Source organism: Streptomyces sp. NPDC021622 (assembly GCF_040640795.1).
GTDB lineage: Bacteria > Actinomycetota > Actinomycetes > Streptomycetales > Streptomycetaceae > Streptomyces.
On record NZ_JBFACK010000017.1, the window covers coordinates 214,368 to 229,711 of the forward strand.

Here is a 15,344-nt window from a genome sequence, read left to right on the forward strand (position 1 = left end):
GCTGCGGGGGAACGTGTCGCCCCGGCCCGGTCACGAGCCGCCCATCCACCCCGCCGCGTCGAGCCGGAACGCCTCCGGCGGGACGACGGCCCGCAGATCGTCCTCCATGGCGCGCAGGCGCCGCGTGCCCAACTGCCCGGCCCACTCCGCGTGCAGCTCGTCGAAGATTGCCGCCGAACGGGCGAGCGCGTCGATGCCGTGCGGGGTGAGCCGGACCAGCTTGCGGCGGGCGTCGGCGGGGTCGTCGGTGCGTGCCGCGTAGCCGAGGGCGATGAGGCGGTCGATCGTCTTGCCCGCGGCCTGCTTGGAGACCCCGAGCCGGCGCCCGACCTCGCTGGCGCTCGCGCCCTGCATCCCGATCGCCTGCATCGCGAACCCGTGGGCCGGGCGGGCGTCCGGGTGCCCCTGCCGGGCCAGCTCGGCGTGCAGCCGGTCGATGAGGGTGCGGAACCCGGCGAAGAGGAGCAGGGGCAGCTCGTAGCCGCGCCCGTCGCTTTCGGGCTCCTCGACCCCCTTGCGGGAATCGTCAACCTGGTTTACCTTCTTATCGTCAACCACGTTGTCCATCGTAAGGGGTACCTCTTGTTCGCTGAGCACACTGTGGAGACCGCACCGGCCGAGTCGCGCGCCGCGATGGAGCGCACGGCGGCCGCCTTCGGCAAGACCCCGAGCGCGGTGGCGCGCCTCGCCGAGTCACCCGAACTCCTCAACGGCTTCCTGGAGTTGAGCGCGAGCTTCGAGCGCTCGACGCTGGAGCCGGTGGCCCGTGAGGTCGTCATCATGACGATCGCCGTACGCAACGACTGCCACATCTGCGTCACCATGCACACCGGGAAGCTGCGCAAGCTGGGCGCGGGCACAGAGCTGATCGCCGCGCTGCGGGACGGCAGCGCCCTGGAGGACGAACGGCTCGAAGCCGTACGGCAGTTCACGCTGGAGGTCCTTGCGACCGCGGGCGGAGTCGACGACGACCGGCTGAAGGAGTTCCTCTCCCACGGCTACACGGAGCGGAACGCGCTGGAGGTCGTCCTCGGCATCGGTACGTACACGATGTCGACGCTGGCGAACCGGCTGACGCGCGCGGTGTGAGCCGCGCTCACTCCTCGACTTCCGGGAGCCGGCTGCGCAGGGCCTCGGCCTCGTCGGCGCGGCCGGTTCTCTTCAGGAGGATGGCGAGGTTGTGAGCGGCTTTGGGGTGGCCGTTCTCGTGGGCGTGGCGGTAGAGCTGTTCGGCTTCGTCCGTGCGGCCGGCCTTGTTCAGGAGGATGGCCAGGTTGTACGTGGCGCTGGAGTGGCCGTTGTTGTGGGCGTGCCGGTAGAACCGCTCGGCCTCGTCGGTGCGGCCGGCCTCTTCGAGGAGGATGGCCAGGTTGTACGTGGCCTTGATCTGGCCGTTGTCGTGGAGGGGGCGGTAGAGCCGTTCGGCTTCGTCGGCGCGGCCCGTCTTCGCCAGGAGGGCTGCGAGATTGTGTGCGGCTTTGGGGTGGCCGTCGTCGTGGAGACGGCGGTAGAGGCGCTCGGCCTCGTCGGTGCGGCCGGTCTTCGCCAGGAGGATGGCCAGGTTGTACGAGGCATTGGCCTGGCCGTCGCGGTGGCCGTGGCGGTAGAACCGCTCGGCTTCTTCGGTGCGGCCGGCCCTGTTCAGGAGATTGGCGAGGTTGTGCGCGGCTCTGGGGTGTCCTTTGCCGTGGGCGTGGCGGTAGAACCGCTCGGCCTCGTCGGTGCGGCCGGTCTCCGCGAGGAGGATGGCGAGGTTGTACGCGGCTTTGGGGTGGCCCTTGTCGTGGAGATGGCGGTAGAGGCGTTCGGCTTCGTCGGTGCGGCCGGTCTTCGCCAGGAGGAGGGCCAGGTTGTGCGCGGCGCTGGGGTGGCCCTTGTCGCGTGCCCGGCGATAGAGACGTTCGGCCTCGTCGGGGCGGCCGGTGCGCGCGAGGAGGATCGCGAGGTTGTTCGTGGCCCCCGTGTGGCCGGCCTCGACGAGCGGCCGCCAAGCCGCCTCGGCGACGCCGTCCTCGCCGGCCCGGTACGCGTTCACCCCGATGGCCAGGGAGTCCTTGTCGTCCGCGGCGCCGGCGAGCGCGCAGTCCCACGTCCAGCCGGGAACCGCCGAATCCGCGGCATCCACCAGGTAGTCGAAAGCCGCCCACTGCTCCTCACCGACCGGCACCAGCAGACTCGTCACCCCGAGCCGCACGCGCGACGCCCAGGCGAAGGCCTCATCCAACGGCTCGGGCCGCAGCACCCGCCCGCCCGCCGCATACAGGTAATGCCCGTGCAGCTCGACCAGCAGTGCCTGCGGGTAGGGCCCGCGCAGACCCGAGCGCGTCAGGTCGACGGCCGCCGACACCAGTGCCGCCCCGCGCGGATGCCCCTGCGCCGCCCACGCGTGCCGCCACTCCCGCAGCAGCGCGGGCCCCGCCGCCAGGTACTCCGCGAGCCCATAAGTGCCGTGGTGCGCAACGGCGTCCACGATGCGTGAGTCGTCGCAGTCGCCGGCGCGGGACAGTTCCACCTCGCTCCACAGGCGGTTCATGTCGACGACCTCGGCGAGGCGCAGCACCCGCGAACCGATGTCGTCCTCGCGGTCGACGCTGAACGTCTCGTACGGCTTGAGGCGCATCGTCGCGACGACGGGGACGTCCAGCCTGATGAAATCGTCGAGCACGTCGGGCTCAAGACCCTCCGGGCCCAGATACCGCTCCAGATCGTCCAGCCACACGACGCACGGCACCCCCGCCCGCTCCACCACCTCGGGCGCCCGCTCCAGATGACCGCCCGGCGGAGGTGCCACCACGCGCCAGCCCGGCAGCACCGCCCGCACCGCCTCGTACGAAGCCCGGGTCTTGCCGGCCGTGGAGTCGCCGACGACCACGATCAGACCGCCCCGCGCGACCGCCTCGCGCAGCACCGCGTCCACGTCCCGCTCGACGTACGGCGGCAGCTTGCTCCCGTCATCGCCGGGCCGCGCCCGGTGCGCGCCCGCCGCCAGCGCCTCCCACTCGTCGGTGAGCGGCCAGCGGTCGGGATCCCGCAGATAGCGCGGGAGCGACTCCCGGCTCTGCGCCGGCGACGTGATCGTCACGCTGTGGACCGTGCCGGCCTGGACGACGGCGTCCTGACGGCCACCGGAGACCGTGTTCTCCCCCATGCACAGCTACGGTAGTCCGCTTGCACTTCGACTTGTACGTCAACTGCCGCTCCGTGTCCGACGGGTGACCCACAGGCCGCTACGACGAGTTGCTTCAGGCGCCGGTCGTGGAGGCCGAGCCGCGCCCGGGCCGGTACATGATCCTGCGCAGCACCGCCTCCGCGGGACCCCTGCGCCCCGCCCGCTCCAGTGCGTACGCTCCCGCCACCGTGACCAGCCACACCCCGACGGCGAAGAGGGCCATCGTCGCGCTCGACAGGTGCTCGCCCAGGCCGAGCCCCCAGGCCGCGAGGACGGGGGCGAAGAGGAGCGAGTGGGCGAGGTAGCAGGAGAGGGACCGCTTGCCCACGGCGGTCACGGCCGACAGGGCCCGAGTGCCCCTGCGGGACTCCCGCCCCGCCCACCAGTGCGCGAACAACGCCACCGCCGCCACATACCCGAGCCCGGCCGCGTTCCCCGTCGCGTCCCGCAGCATCGTCAGGACGCCGCCCTCGCTCTGCGCGTCGTCCGGGACATCCAGCGCCCCCACGTGCGCAAGGGCGGCGGGCAGCGCCCCCAGCCAGCCCACCGCGATGCCGGTCACGGCGGTCCACCGCAGCAGCGGCAGATGGCGTCCCGGGTTCTCCAGCACACCCTTGCGCGCGGCCCAGAAGCCGAGCAGGAAGACGACGTACGCACCGCCGACGAGGGAGAGCGGGGCGGCGGCGAAGGTCACGAAGAGCCCGCTGCCGAGCCGCGTCCCCGCGGCTGCCACCCAGCTGGACTCGCCGGCGGCGTAGGCATCGGCGCCCGGTTCGGCACCGGCGTCCCCGAGTGACCCCAACTCCCCTGCCAGCAGGGCGGATACGACGGGTTGGGCGGCCAGCAGCACGAACTGCGCGGCGGCGATCCAGATCCACCACTTCAGCGCACGGTCGCTGCGCCGCAGGAACAGCCAGCCGAGGACGAGGCTGACCACCCCGTAGTAGCCGATGATGTCCCCGGCCATCAGCAGCGTGGAGTGCAGCAGCCCGATGACGACCAGGCACACACTCCGCCGCCGCAGCAGGCGCACGGCGTCCCGCTCCGAGGTGCCTGCCGCCGTCTGCCGCAGATAGAGCCGCATCATCCCGTACCCGAAGAGGAACGCGAAGAGCGGATAGATGCGCAGGTCAAGGACAGTGATCATGGCGAACTGCACGGCATGGTCCAGCCATCCGCCGTCCACCGGCTGCCAGCCGGAAGGGCCGTGCCGGGCCGCCGTCAGATGGAACGCGGTGTTGGACAGGACGATGAACAGCAGCATGAGCCCGCGCGCGAGGTCGGGTGCGAGGGCCCGCTCGGCGGGCAGCACGCCCGCACGGCGGGGCGCGGTGCGAAGGCCCGTCTTCGCGGTGCGGGCGCCCGTGTTCTTGGTCTCGACCGTCATGCTTCGACGCTAGAAAGGCGGCGGGAGGGCGGACATCCGCCTTCCGTCCCGCGGTCGCCGACGAAGGGATGCGATCGCCGTCCCGCCCGCCGACCAAAGTACGAAGCCGCTGTTGGCGGTGTGTTGGCGGGGCTGCCTAGCGTTCTTCCTGCCGGGCGTTACGGGGGCGCCCGGCACAAAACGGGGGAACGAACGGGGGAACGAGCGGGGGATCGGGGCGGGGCAGGGGGGAGCGGACGGGGGACGGGGCGGCGCGGAGACTTTCCGCGCCACCCCGCGCGCTCGAAGCAGGAGCAGCCGGCCAAGATCCCACCCCCGTTGGGGACTTGTTGGCACCCTCCGCGAAGATCCCTGCATGACCATGAAGAAGATCGTCCGCTCCGTCGGCGTGCTCGCCGCCGCCGCGGGGCTCGTCGCGCTCAGCAATCCGGCGTACGCCGCGGGGGACGTGTACAAGGGCACCGGATGGCGGATCCTGTCCGACCGGGGGATCCAGTCGCTCAGCCCGGATCCGTACGTCATCCATCTCGTGAAGCCCAAGGCCTCCGAGACCAAGCTCACCGCCGCGCAGACCAAGACCGCCGAGTCCCAGCTGCGGGCGCAGCTGAAGAAGACCGCGGCGCAGCTGACCGCGGTCACGGGGACCAAGTTCACGCTGGCGAGCGGCTATCACAAGGAGCAGAACGCCTGTAACACCGCCGAGCGTCACGTCATCACCGTCGGCCTGAAGTACCGGCCCTTCATGCCCGGCAACAAGCCGGGCTACTCCCAGGCGCACCCCTGCTCGGCGAGCGGCAACAAGAGCGCGTGGGGCGGGTGGATATGGGTCGACAGCGAGTACTGGAAGCCGGGGGACTACGCGATAGGCCCGGCGCGCGTCTCGAACATGATGAGCCATGAGATCGGGCACGCGATCGGGCTCGACCACGCGAACGCCGACGGCCCGGACGCCAACAGGACCGTCGACCCCTTCGAGTGCGTCAGCAACAGCAGCAAGGACACCCCGGTCATGTGCTCGCCCAACGGCGGCCACGGCAGGGCGAAGGGCGGCAGCGAGGACCGCGTCAAGAAGTACGCCGGTCAGTACACGAAGTGGGACATCGCCGGGCTCAAGGCCCTCAAGGCCAACTTCAGCCGGTAGTAAGTGAGTTGAGCAGTTCTGGGCGCGTCGTTCCGTACGGCGCGCCCACGCCCCACGCCTGGTGCATGGCGTCGGCGAACGCCCCCGCGAGGCGGTGCTCGCCGGAGGCGTTGGGGTGCGTCCCGTCGTAGGTGTCGACGTCGATGTCGTACGACGGCGGGGACGAGGCCAGGAGCAGCGGGGACGTACCCGTGTCGAGGTCGGCGACCGCCTTCGCGAGCAGCGTGTTGAAGCGGGCGACCTCCGCCGCGAACGGGGCGTCCGTGCGGGCCCGGACGTTCGGTATGACGGGGAGCATGACCATCCGGATGTGCGGGTTCGCCGTACGGGCCTGAGCGACGAAGCGGCGCATGTTCTCCGCGGTCTGCTCGGCGTTCGTGTAGAAGCCGAGGTCGATCAGGCCGAGGGAGATCAGCAGCACGTCGGGGCGGTCGCGCGTCACCGCGTCGGCGATCTGCGGCGCCATGTGCAGCCAGCCCTCGCCCCAGCCCGCGAGGTGGTTGCGGGGGAAGGCGGGGTCCGTGCCGTCGGCGTAGGCGTGCGACGTCGGTTCGCCGGTGGTCTTGTCGTGCAGCGTCAGACGCGGGCCCACGACGGCGAAGCCCTCGCCGCCGGGCTCGCCGAGTTCGCCGGGCTCGCCGAGTTCGCCGGGCTCGCCGAGCGAGGACCGCAGGTGTTGCCACATCCGGTGGCGCCAGGTGTGTTCCCCGGCGCTTCCGATCGTCATCGAGTCGCCGACGAACATGAACCTGAGCATCCGCTCATCATCCCGGATCAACGCCCCGGCCTGCGATGTGAGGCTCAACACCCGCCGGACGCCCGCCGCCCCGCGCCGGGGTGGCAGTCTTGGGCCATGCGTTCACTGCGTACTTCGATGGGTGCCATGGCCGCGGCCGCCGCCGGCTGCCTGGTCCTGTTCGGTGCCGCCGCTCCGGCCGCCGCCGACGACAGCCACGACGGGTTCACCATGAAGGACCCCCGCATCATCGAGTCCAGCGGCCTTGCCGCGTCCCGCGCCCACCCGGGCGTCTACTGGACGCACAACGACCAGGACAAGGGCGGGGCGCTGCTCTACGCCGTGGACGGCAAGACCGGCGAGACGGTCGCGACGATCACCATGACCGGCGTCGGGAAGCCGCGCGACGTCGAGGCGGTCTCCGTCGGCAGCGACGGCAACCTCTACGTAGGCGACATCGGCGACAACCTCGGCGGCACCTGGTCCCACGTGTGGATCTACAAGCTGCCCGAGCCGAAGCAGCTCCGCGACCAGACCGTGCGCGCCACGCAGTACACGGTGAAGTACGAGGACGGGGCGCGCGACGCGGAGGCGTTGATGGTCCACCCCAAGACCGGGCGGATCTACATCGCGGACAAGAAGGAGGAGGGCGGGGCGCTGTACGAGGGGCCTGCGCAGATGTCCGCCTCCGGGGTCAATGTCTTCAAGCGCCTCGGGAAGACCGGCCTCTGGACGACCGACGGCGCGTTCTCCCCCGACGGCAAGCAGCTTGCCCTGCGGGGCTACCTGGGCGGTGTCTCGTACGCCTGGAAGGGCGAGGGGAAGCTGCCGGCGCGCGAGGGGCGGCTGAGCGTTCCCCTCCAGGGCCAGGGGGAGTCGGTGTCGTACACCCTGGACGGGACGAACCTCATGTACGGCACGGAGGGTGAGCAGGGCGAGGTCGAGCCGGTCGAGGTGGAGGGCGCGGGTGGCACCGCCGGTTCAGGCGGCGGGAGTTCGGGCCCGGATGCCGGGGGCGGCGGGGGCTCCGGGCTCGACGGGGACTTCAAGGTGGGGGCGTTGGCCTTGGCGGTTGTGGTGGCGGCTTTCCTCGGCCTGAAGCGGGTGTTGCGGCGGCGCTGAGGATGGAATCTGCGGGCCGTATGTGGCTGGTCGCGCAGTTCCCCGCGCCCCTTTGGGGCACGGAAGCGCACCCCGCGGGGCTTCGGGGCCGCTATTCGCCCAGTACCCGTACCTCGTAATGCAGTGTCTTGTCCCGCGTGATCTTGTGTGTGAGCGGGACCACCAGGCCGTGCAGCACCGGGTACTTGCGCCTGAGCAGCTTTGCCGCGTGTTTGTTCTCCTCGCCGCCCTGGTCGAGCAGCCGTACCCGTGCCTTGATCTCGGGTCCTGTCGGTGCGCCGCGCAGTGTGGACGGGGCGATCTCGACCTCGGGGTTGCGGCGCATCCGCTTGGCCTTCCACGCCTTGGCGTAGGTGCGGACGTACGCGTGGTCGCCCTCGACGACGATGCTGACGGGGGCGCCCACGCCCGTGCCGTCCTTCTTGTGGCTCGTGAGCAGGACGGTGTACTGCTTCACGAACGGGGCGAGGGCGGGGCTCGCTGGGCTCATGGGTTTCGGCGTCATCCATCCATAGAGGCACTGATCGCCGTATATGTCACGCTCTCTGGACGTCCTGCTCACCCTCGCGCCGGGCGACCAGGACGTCCAGGCCGTCGAGCAGCCGCTGCAGGCCGAACTCGAAGTGATCGAAGTCCGCGCCGAACGCGTCCTCGGAGAGGCCGGCGAGCGTCGGGTAGCGGCCGCTGCGCATGATCCTGTCGAGGGCCGGGGCCTGCGCCTCCCAGAACTCCCGGTCGGACAGGCCGGTCTTGCGCACCGCCTCGATCTCGTGCACCTGGGTGCGGGCGACCCCGGTGACGTACCCCTCGGTCATGACGATCACCCCGATCAGCTCGGGGTCGGTCAGGCCCATCGGCTTGATCCGGGACAGCGTGCGGTCGAGGCCGCCGACGGCTCCGGGGCCGAGTACCGGGCGGGCCTGGTTGACCTGGAGCAGCCAGGGGTGGCGGCGGTAGAGGACGAGGGTCTCGCGGGCGTACGCCTCGACGCCCTCGCGCCAGCCGCCGGTCCAGGGCGCCGCGCCCTCGGGGTCCTCGGGGGGCGCGTACACGCGGTCCAGCATCAGGTCGAGCAGATCGGCCTTGCCGGGGACGTAGCGGTACAGCGACATCGTGCCGGTGCCGAGCTCCGTGGACAGGCGGCGCATCGAGACCGCGGTGAGGCCCTCGGCGTCCGCGAGGCGCACCGCCTCGGTGACGATCCGCTCCAGGGTGAGCCCCGGCTTGGGGCCCCGCGCCGGGCGCTCGCCGCTGCCCCACAGCATGTCGAGGCTGCGGGTGATGTCGCTGCCGGTGCGCTGGACGTCGCCGCCGTTCGTGCTCGTCATGGCGCTCAGCCTAATGGTCCGGGAAGTAATTGGGTACGGTGTACCCGCAAAACTGGGTACGGTGTACTCTCAATTGGGTACGCCGTACTCATTGGGCGTAGGGCTTGTGGTGGAACTGGCTGGAGGGGCAGCGATGGACGGGAACGGGAACGACCGGAACGACTACGCGGTACGGGCCGAGGGCCTGGAGAAGCGCTACGGAGAGAAGAAGGCCCTGGACGCCTTCGACCTCACGGTCGCGCGCGGCACGGTGCACGGACTGCTCGGACCGAACGGCGCGGGCAAGACCACCGCCGTCCGCATCCTCTCGACACTGGTACGGCTCGACGGCGGGCGCGCGGAGGTCGCGGGCGCCGATGTCGTCCGCAGCCCCGATGCCGTACGCGCCCGTATCGGCCTCACCGGGCAGTACGCGGCGGTCGACCAGGTGCTCAGCGGCCGGCAGAACCTGGAGATGTTCGGCCGCCTCTTCCACCTGGGCGGCGGGCGGGCGGCGCGCCGCGCCCAGGAACTCCTGGAGCAGTTCGACCTGGTGGAGGCGGCCGACAAGAGCGCGGGCGACTACAGCGGCGGCATGCGCCGCAGGCTCGACCTCGCCGCCTCGATGATCCTCGCGCCGGCCGTCCTCTTCCTGGACGAGCCGACCACCGGACTCGACCCGCGCAGCCGCCTCGAAGTCTGGGACACCGTACGGAAGTTGGTCGCGGACGGCACGACGGTCCTGCTGACCACCCAGTATCTGGAGGAGGCCGACAAACTGGCGTCCCGGATCACCGTCATCGACCAGGGCCGCGCCATCGCCGACGACACCCCGGACGGCCTGAAGTCCACGGTGGGCGGCAGCTGCCTGGAGGTCGTGGTGCGCGATGCCGCCGACCTGTCGGCGGCATGGACGGCCGTGTCCCGCGTGGCCGACGGCGTACCGCAGACGAACGCCCTGGAACGCCGCGTCCAGGCGGACGTCACGGACCGGGTCGGCGCACTGACCGAGGTGGCGCGGACGCTCCAGGACCAGGGGATCGCGATCGAGGACATCGGCCTGCGCAGGCCGAGCCTGGACGACGTGTTCCTGCGGCTGACGGGACACCGGGCGGAGTCGCCTTTGGAACCGGATCCGCTGACCGATGCCGACGAGAAGGACGGAGTGGCGGCATGAGCGTCGCACTGACCGCGGACACCTCGCGCGGGCGCCTCTACTGGGCGCTCGCCGACTCCTGGAACATCACCCGCCGCTATCTCACCCACTACCGGCGTCAACCGGTCAACATCGCCTGGCAGTTGGGCTTCCCGATCATCTCCGTACTCCTGTACGGCTTTGTCTTCGGCGAGGCGATGAAGGTGCCCGGCGGCGGCGAGGACGGCGACTACAAGCAGTTCCTGATGCCCGGCATGTTCGTGATGACCATGGCCTTCGGCTTCATGAGCACCGCGATGGGCGTCGTCACCGACTCCACCAAGGGTGTCATCGACCGCTTCCGCTCGATGCCGATGGCGCCGTCGGCGGTGGCGTCCGGGCGCGGCCTCGCGGACCTCATCGTGGCCTGCGCCGAGCTGACGATCCTCGCCCTGACGGCGCTGGCCATCGGCTGGCGGTCGAGCGCGGGCCTGCCGCAGACCCTGGCGGCCTTCGGCCTTCTTCTGCTGCTGCGCTTCAGCCTGATCTGGGTGGGCGTCTACCTGGGCCTCGTCGTCCCGACCCCGGAGGCGGCGGGCGGCCTCTACGCGGTCGCCTTCCCGCTCACCATGATCTCCAGCGTCTTCGTGGCGCCGTCCCTGATGCCGGACTGGCTGGCGCCGATCGCCGCGTGGAACCCGGTGTCCTCCACGGGCACGGCGGCACGCGAACTGTTCGGCAACCCGGGCGCGGGCGGCGCGAGCTGGGTGGAGCAGCACGCGATCCTGATGGCGGTGGTGTGGCCGCTGGTGGTGTCGCTGGTGTTCCTGCCGCTGGCGGTACGGAAGTTCAAGCAATTGAGCCGCTGAGGAATTTGTGCTTGTACGCGAATGGGGCGCCCAGCAGGTATTCCCTACCGGGCGCCCCAGCCGCGCCCCATAGGGGCGCGGGGAACTGCGCGACCAGCCACAACGAACCCGCAGGCAAAAGCCGGGCCCGTGCAGCTAAGCGCTACAGCTTCTCGATCACGTAATCAATGCACTTGGTCAGCGCCTCGATGTCCGCCGGGTCGATCGCCGGGAACATGGCAACGCGCAGCTGATTGCGCCCCAGCTTGCGGTACGGCTCGGTGTCAACGACCCCGTTGGCCCGCAGAGCCTTCGCCACCGCGGCGGCGTCGATCTCGTCCGCGAAGTCGATCGTGCCGATGACCTGCGAGCGCTTGGCCGGGTCCGTGACGAACGGCGTCGCGTACTTGGATTCCTCGGCCCAGCCGTACAGCGTGCGCGAGGAGGCGGCCGTGCGGCCGGTGGTGAACTCCAGGCCGCCCTGGCTGTTCATCCACTCCAGCTGCTCGCCGAGCAGGAAGAGCGTGGCGAGCGCCGGGGTGTTGTACGTCTGGTTCTTGCGGGAGTTGTCGATCGCCGTCGGGAGGCTGAAGAACTCCGGGACGTGGCGGCCGGACGCGTGGATCCGCTCGGCGCGCTCGACGGCGGCCGGGGAGAAGACACCGATCCAGAGGCCGCCGTCCGAGGCGAAGGACTTCTGCGGGGCGAAGTAGTAGACGTCCGTCTCGGCGATGTCGACGGGGAGGCCGCCGGCGCCGGAGGTGGCGTCCACCAGGACGAGGGAACCCGCGTCCGCGCCGGCCACCCGCTTGATGGGGGCCGCGACGCCGGTCGAGGTCTCGTTGTGCGTGAACGCGTAGACGTCGACGCCCGCCTCGGCCTGCGGCTCCGGGTGCGTGCCCGGGTCGCTGCTGATGACGGAGGGCTCGGCCAGCCAGGGGGCGAGCTTCGAGGCCTTGGCGAACTTGGAGGAGAACTCGCCGAAGCTGAGGTGCTGCGACTTGTTCTCGATCAGGCCGTGCGTCGCGACGTCCCAGAAGGCGGTGGAGCCGCCGTTGCCCAGGATCACCTCGTATCCCTCGGGGAGGGAGAAGAGGTCGCGCACACCCTCGCGCACGCGGCCGACCAGGTTCTTGACCGGGGCCTGGCGGTGGGAGGTGCCGAGCAGGGAGGTACCGGTGGCGGCGAGGGCGTCCAGCGCCTCCGTGCGCACCTTGGAGGGGCCCGCGCCGAAACGTCCGTCGGCGGGCTTGATGTCAGCGGGAATCTGGATCTCAGCCACGGGGTGAGCCTAGCGGCTCAGGGCACGGGGCTTTCCGCGTGTCCGCCGGGTGAGATCGCGTCGCCACGCGGGGCGGACGCCGCGGGGCTCCGCCCCGGACCCTGCTCAAGGCCGCCGCTCCGCGGCGGATCTTTCCCGCCCACCCACCCGATCACCCTGCAGATCTTTCAGCCCGTCGAGGGGGTCCCCCCTGCTCTTTAAGAGCTTGGGGGAGTTTGAGGACGAACTCGGCGGAGCCGGGTGATTCGGGTAGGGGCGGGATTGGGGAAGAGAAGACCCATGAACGACCACGGAGACCTGGAGCGCGCCCTACGAAAAGCCGTCAGCGGAGACGTGGACTTCTCCACGACCGCCCGCGCCCTGCACACCATGGACGCCTCCAACTACAGACGCGTCCCGCAAGGCGTCCTCGCCCCGCGCGACGCGGACGACGTGGCGGCGGCACTGACGGTGTGCCGGGAGCACCGCGTCCCAGTGGTCGCCCGCGGCGCAGGCACCTCCATCGCAGGCCAGGCCACCGGGGTGGGCCTCGTACTCGACTTCACCCGCCACATGAACCAGATCACCGCCCTGGACGCGGACACGCGAACGGCGACCGTCCAGCCAGGGGTGATCCTGGACAACCTCCGCAACGCGGCCGGCCGCCACGGCCTCACCTTCGGCCCCGACCCCTCCACCCACAATCGCTGCACCCTCGGCGGAATGATCGGCAACAACTCCTGCGGCTCCCACTCGGTGGCCTGGGGCACCACCGCCGACAACGTCCACCGCCTGAAGGTCATCACCTCGGGAGGCGAAAGGCTCAGCCTCGCCCAGGGCTGGGAAGGCGCCCCCGAGGGCCTGCGCCCCTTGGTGGACGCCGAGTTGAAGCTCCTGCGGACCGGCTTCCCGGAGCTGCCCCGCCGCATCTCCGGCTACGCCCTGGACGCCCTGCTCCCCGAGCACGGCGTCGACCTGGCCCGCGCCTACTGCGGCTCGGAGGGCACGCTCGCCGTCCTGACGGAAGCGACGGTGCGCCTCGTCGAGGCGCCACGCGCGCGGGCCCTCGCCGTTCTCGGATACGCGGACGAGAGCGCGGCGGCGGAAGCGGCGGCCGCACTGCTGCCGCACGGCCCGCTGACGGTGGAGGGCATGGCCGCCGACCTGGTACGCGGCGCGGAAGGGCTGCCCAGGGGCGGCGCCTGGCTGTTCGTGGAGACGGGCGGCGGCAGCGAGGCCGAGGCACGCGCGCGTGCGGAGGCGATCGCGAAGGCGGCTTCCGGCGACGGTGCCGTGGACTCGCTGGTGGTGACCGACCCGGCGGGACAGCGAGCGCTGTGGCGGGTCCGCGAGGACGCCAGCGGGACGGCGACGCGGATGCCGGACGGCAGCGAGGCATGGCCGGGCTGGGAGGACTGCGCGGTCCCGCCGGCCCGACTGGGCGCGTATCTAAGGGACTTCAGGGCGCTCCTCGCGGACCACGGCCTGCGCGGCACTCCGTACGGCCACTTCGGGGACGGCTGCATCCACGTACGCATCGACTTCGACCTGATGAGCGAGGAGGGAGTACGAGGCTTCCGGCGCTTCTCGGAGGACCTCGCGGAGGTGGTCGTCGCGCACGGCGGATCACTCTCCGGCGAACACGGCGACGGCCAGGCGCGGGCGGAACTGCTCCCCAAGATGTACGGCAACGACCTGGTACGCCTCTTCGAGCGGGTGAAGGGAGCATGGGACCCTGCGGACCTCCTGAACCCAGGGATGCTGGTGCGCCCCGCCCCGCTGGACGTGAACCTCCGCTTCACCCCGCTGCCGAGGAAGCCGGTGGACGTCGCCTTCGGCTATCCGCACGACGGCGGCGACTTCTCGGCGGCGGTGCGGCGGTGCGTCGGGGTCGCCAAGTGCCGTACGGAGTCGACGGGTTCGGCGGGCAGCGGGGTGATGTGTCCCTCCTTCCGCGTGACGGGCGAGGAGGAGCACTCGACGCGGGGCAGGGCACGGCTGCTGCACGAGATGCTGGCGGGAGAGGTGGTAAAGGACGGCTGGCACTCGACGGAAGTCCGCGAAGCCCTGGACCTCTGCCTCTCCTGCAAGGGCTGCCGCTCGGACTGCCCCGTGGGCGTGGACATGGCCACGTACAAGGCGGAGTTCCTGCACCACCACTACGAGGGCAGGCGCCGCCCCGCGTCGCACTACGCGATGGGCTGGCTGCCGCTGTGGCTGCGCCTCGCGTCCCGCACGCGCACGACCCGCCTGGCCAACGCCCTGTCCCGCGTGGGCGTGTTGGCGGGCTTGGCCAAACGTCTCGCCGGTATCGCCCCGGAACGAGAGATCCCACGGCTCGCCCCGGAGACGTTCCGCGGCTGGTGGCTCAGGCAGCCAAGCCGCAAGGGAACGCAGATCACGCCGCCCTCCGACCGCTTGGTCATCCTGTGGCCGGACACGTTCACGGACCACCTCTCGCCGGAGGTGGGACGGGCGGCGGTGCGGGTCCTTGAGGATGCGGGGCTGACGGTCTTCGTGCCGGGAAGCGGGGTGTGCTGCGGCCTGACGTACGTATCGACGGGCCAACTGGACCGCGCACGTAAGGTCCTGAGCCGAACCCTGGACCACATGGAACCGCTCCTGGAGGGCGGCGCACCGGTGGTCGTCCTCGAACCGAGCTGTGCCGCGGCCCTGAAGTCGGACTTGGTCGAACTCCTCGGCGGCGACGACGAGCGGGCGCGGCGCCTCGCGTCCGCGGTCCGCACGTTCGCCGAGGTCCTGGAGGAGCGCGCCCCCGACTGGCACCCGCCGCGCATCGACCGCCCGGTGGTCGGCCAGACCCACTGCCACCAGCACGCGGTCCTGGGCGACGGCCCGGAACGCAGGCTCCGCCAGAAGGCAGGCCTGGAAGGCGAGCTGAGCGGAGGCTGCTGCGGCCTGGCGGGCAACTTCGGCTTCGAGGCGGGCCATTACGAGGTTTCGCGCGCCTGCGCGGAGGAGCAACTACTCCCGGCAGTGCGCTCGGCCCCGCCCTCGTCGGAGATCCTGGCGGACGGCTTCTCTTGCCGTACGCAGCTGGAGCAGTTGGGGGAGGGGGTTCGGGGGCGGCATCTGGCGGAGGTACTGGCGGAGGGGCTTCGGTGATCCGGCGGTGGTGTTCGTACCGGGGCCGCCCGGTTGTCCTGAGGTTGGCGGTTCCGGGCCGGGAGTCAAGGGCGCTCCTTCGTCGCGTCGGCTGCGCCGATTCCGCTGCGCT

Annotated in this window: 13 protein-coding genes; 6 read left to right on the forward strand and 7 right to left on the reverse strand. The window is 71.1% G+C overall.

The genetic code is table 11. From position 1 onward, the window contains the following. Positions 1-30 precede the first annotated feature (30 nt). On the reverse strand, positions 31-567 hold the full coding sequence (locus tag AB0G47_RS30715) for a MarR family transcriptional regulator (RefSeq protein WP_360776646.1): 537 nt from the start codon (positions 565-567) through the stop codon (positions 31-33). Between the two features lie 66 nt (positions 568-633). On the opposite strand from AB0G47_RS30715, the gene AB0G47_RS30720 reads away from it, so the two are divergent. After that, a complete protein-coding gene (locus AB0G47_RS30720; RefSeq protein WP_360776701.1) occupies positions 634-1,089 on the forward strand; it encodes a carboxymuconolactone decarboxylase family protein in 456 nt (151 codons plus the stop codon). 7 nt (positions 1,090-1,096) lie between these two features. Here AB0G47_RS30720 and AB0G47_RS30725 read toward each other — a convergent pair whose 3' ends face one another. Both AB0G47_RS30725 and AB0G47_RS30730 read right to left on the reverse strand, forming a co-directional pair. Further along, positions 1,097-3,148, reverse strand: coding sequence for a tetratricopeptide repeat protein (locus AB0G47_RS30725; RefSeq protein ID WP_360776648.1), 2,052 nt, complete (start codon positions 3,146-3,148; stop codon positions 1,097-1,099). A gap of 94 nt (positions 3,149-3,242) precedes the next feature. After that, complete coding sequence (locus AB0G47_RS30730; RefSeq protein ID WP_360776650.1) at positions 3,243-4,556, reverse strand: DUF418 domain-containing protein; 1,314 nt, start codon at positions 4,554-4,556, stop codon at positions 3,243-3,245. Between the two features lie 355 nt (positions 4,557-4,911). Here AB0G47_RS30730 and AB0G47_RS30735 point away from each other — a divergent pair, with 355 nt between their 5' ends. Continuing rightward, entirely contained in the window at positions 4,912-5,697 is a 786-nt protein-coding gene (locus tag AB0G47_RS30735) for a hypothetical protein (protein WP_360776652.1), read from the forward strand. Here AB0G47_RS30735 and AB0G47_RS30740 read toward each other — a convergent pair. Then, complete coding sequence (locus AB0G47_RS30740; RefSeq protein WP_360776654.1) at positions 5,687-6,454, reverse strand: SGNH/GDSL hydrolase family protein; 768 nt, start codon at positions 6,452-6,454, stop codon at positions 5,687-5,689. The two genes, AB0G47_RS30735 and AB0G47_RS30740, sit on opposite strands and share 11 nt — an antisense overlap. 96 nt (positions 6,455-6,550) lie before the next feature. On the opposite strand from AB0G47_RS30740, the gene AB0G47_RS30745 reads away from it, so the two are divergent. Then, the gene (locus tag AB0G47_RS30745; protein ID WP_360776656.1) at positions 6,551-7,555 is read left to right on the forward strand and encodes a WD40 repeat domain-containing protein; all 1,005 of its coding nucleotides are present in this window, start codon (positions 6,551-6,553) and stop codon (positions 7,553-7,555) included. 91 nt (positions 7,556-7,646) lie between these two features. On the opposite strand, the gene AB0G47_RS30750 is transcribed toward AB0G47_RS30745, so the two are convergent. Together AB0G47_RS30750 and AB0G47_RS30755 are read right to left on the reverse strand one after the other, a co-directional pair. Further along, entirely contained in the window at positions 7,647-8,045 is a 399-nt protein-coding gene (locus tag AB0G47_RS30750) for a PPOX class F420-dependent oxidoreductase (protein ID WP_360776658.1), read from the reverse strand. Positions 8,046-8,091: 46 nt separating this feature from the next. After that, positions 8,092-8,883: a TetR/AcrR family transcriptional regulator gene (locus AB0G47_RS30755; RefSeq protein ID WP_360776660.1), complete on the reverse strand. Its 792-nt coding sequence runs from the start codon at positions 8,881-8,883 to the stop codon at positions 8,092-8,094. Positions 8,884-9,016: 133 nt separating this feature from the next. Between AB0G47_RS30755 and AB0G47_RS30760 the strand changes: the two genes are divergently transcribed. Continuing rightward, a complete protein-coding gene (locus tag AB0G47_RS30760) occupies positions 9,017-10,039 on the forward strand; it encodes an ATP-binding cassette domain-containing protein (protein ID WP_360776662.1) in 1,023 nt (340 codons plus the stop codon). Continuing rightward, complete coding sequence (locus AB0G47_RS30765; RefSeq protein ID WP_360776664.1) at positions 10,036-10,866, forward strand: ABC transporter permease; 831 nt, start codon at positions 10,036-10,038, stop codon at positions 10,864-10,866. Before AB0G47_RS30760 ends, AB0G47_RS30765 begins: the two co-directional genes overlap by 4 nt. A gap of 142 nt (positions 10,867-11,008) precedes the next feature. On the opposite strand, the gene serC is transcribed toward AB0G47_RS30765, so the two are convergent. Next, positions 11,009-12,127, reverse strand: coding sequence for a phosphoserine transaminase (gene serC / locus AB0G47_RS30770; RefSeq protein WP_360776666.1), 1,119 nt, complete (start codon positions 12,125-12,127; stop codon positions 11,009-11,011). Positions 12,128-12,406: 279 nt separating this feature from the next. Between serC and AB0G47_RS30775 the strand changes: the two genes are divergently transcribed. After that, the gene (locus AB0G47_RS30775; RefSeq protein ID WP_360776668.1) at positions 12,407-15,232 is read left to right on the forward strand and encodes an FAD-binding and (Fe-S)-binding domain-containing protein; all 2,826 of its coding nucleotides are present in this window, start codon (positions 12,407-12,409) and stop codon (positions 15,230-15,232) included. The last annotated feature ends 112 nt before the right edge of the window (positions 15,233-15,344 follow it).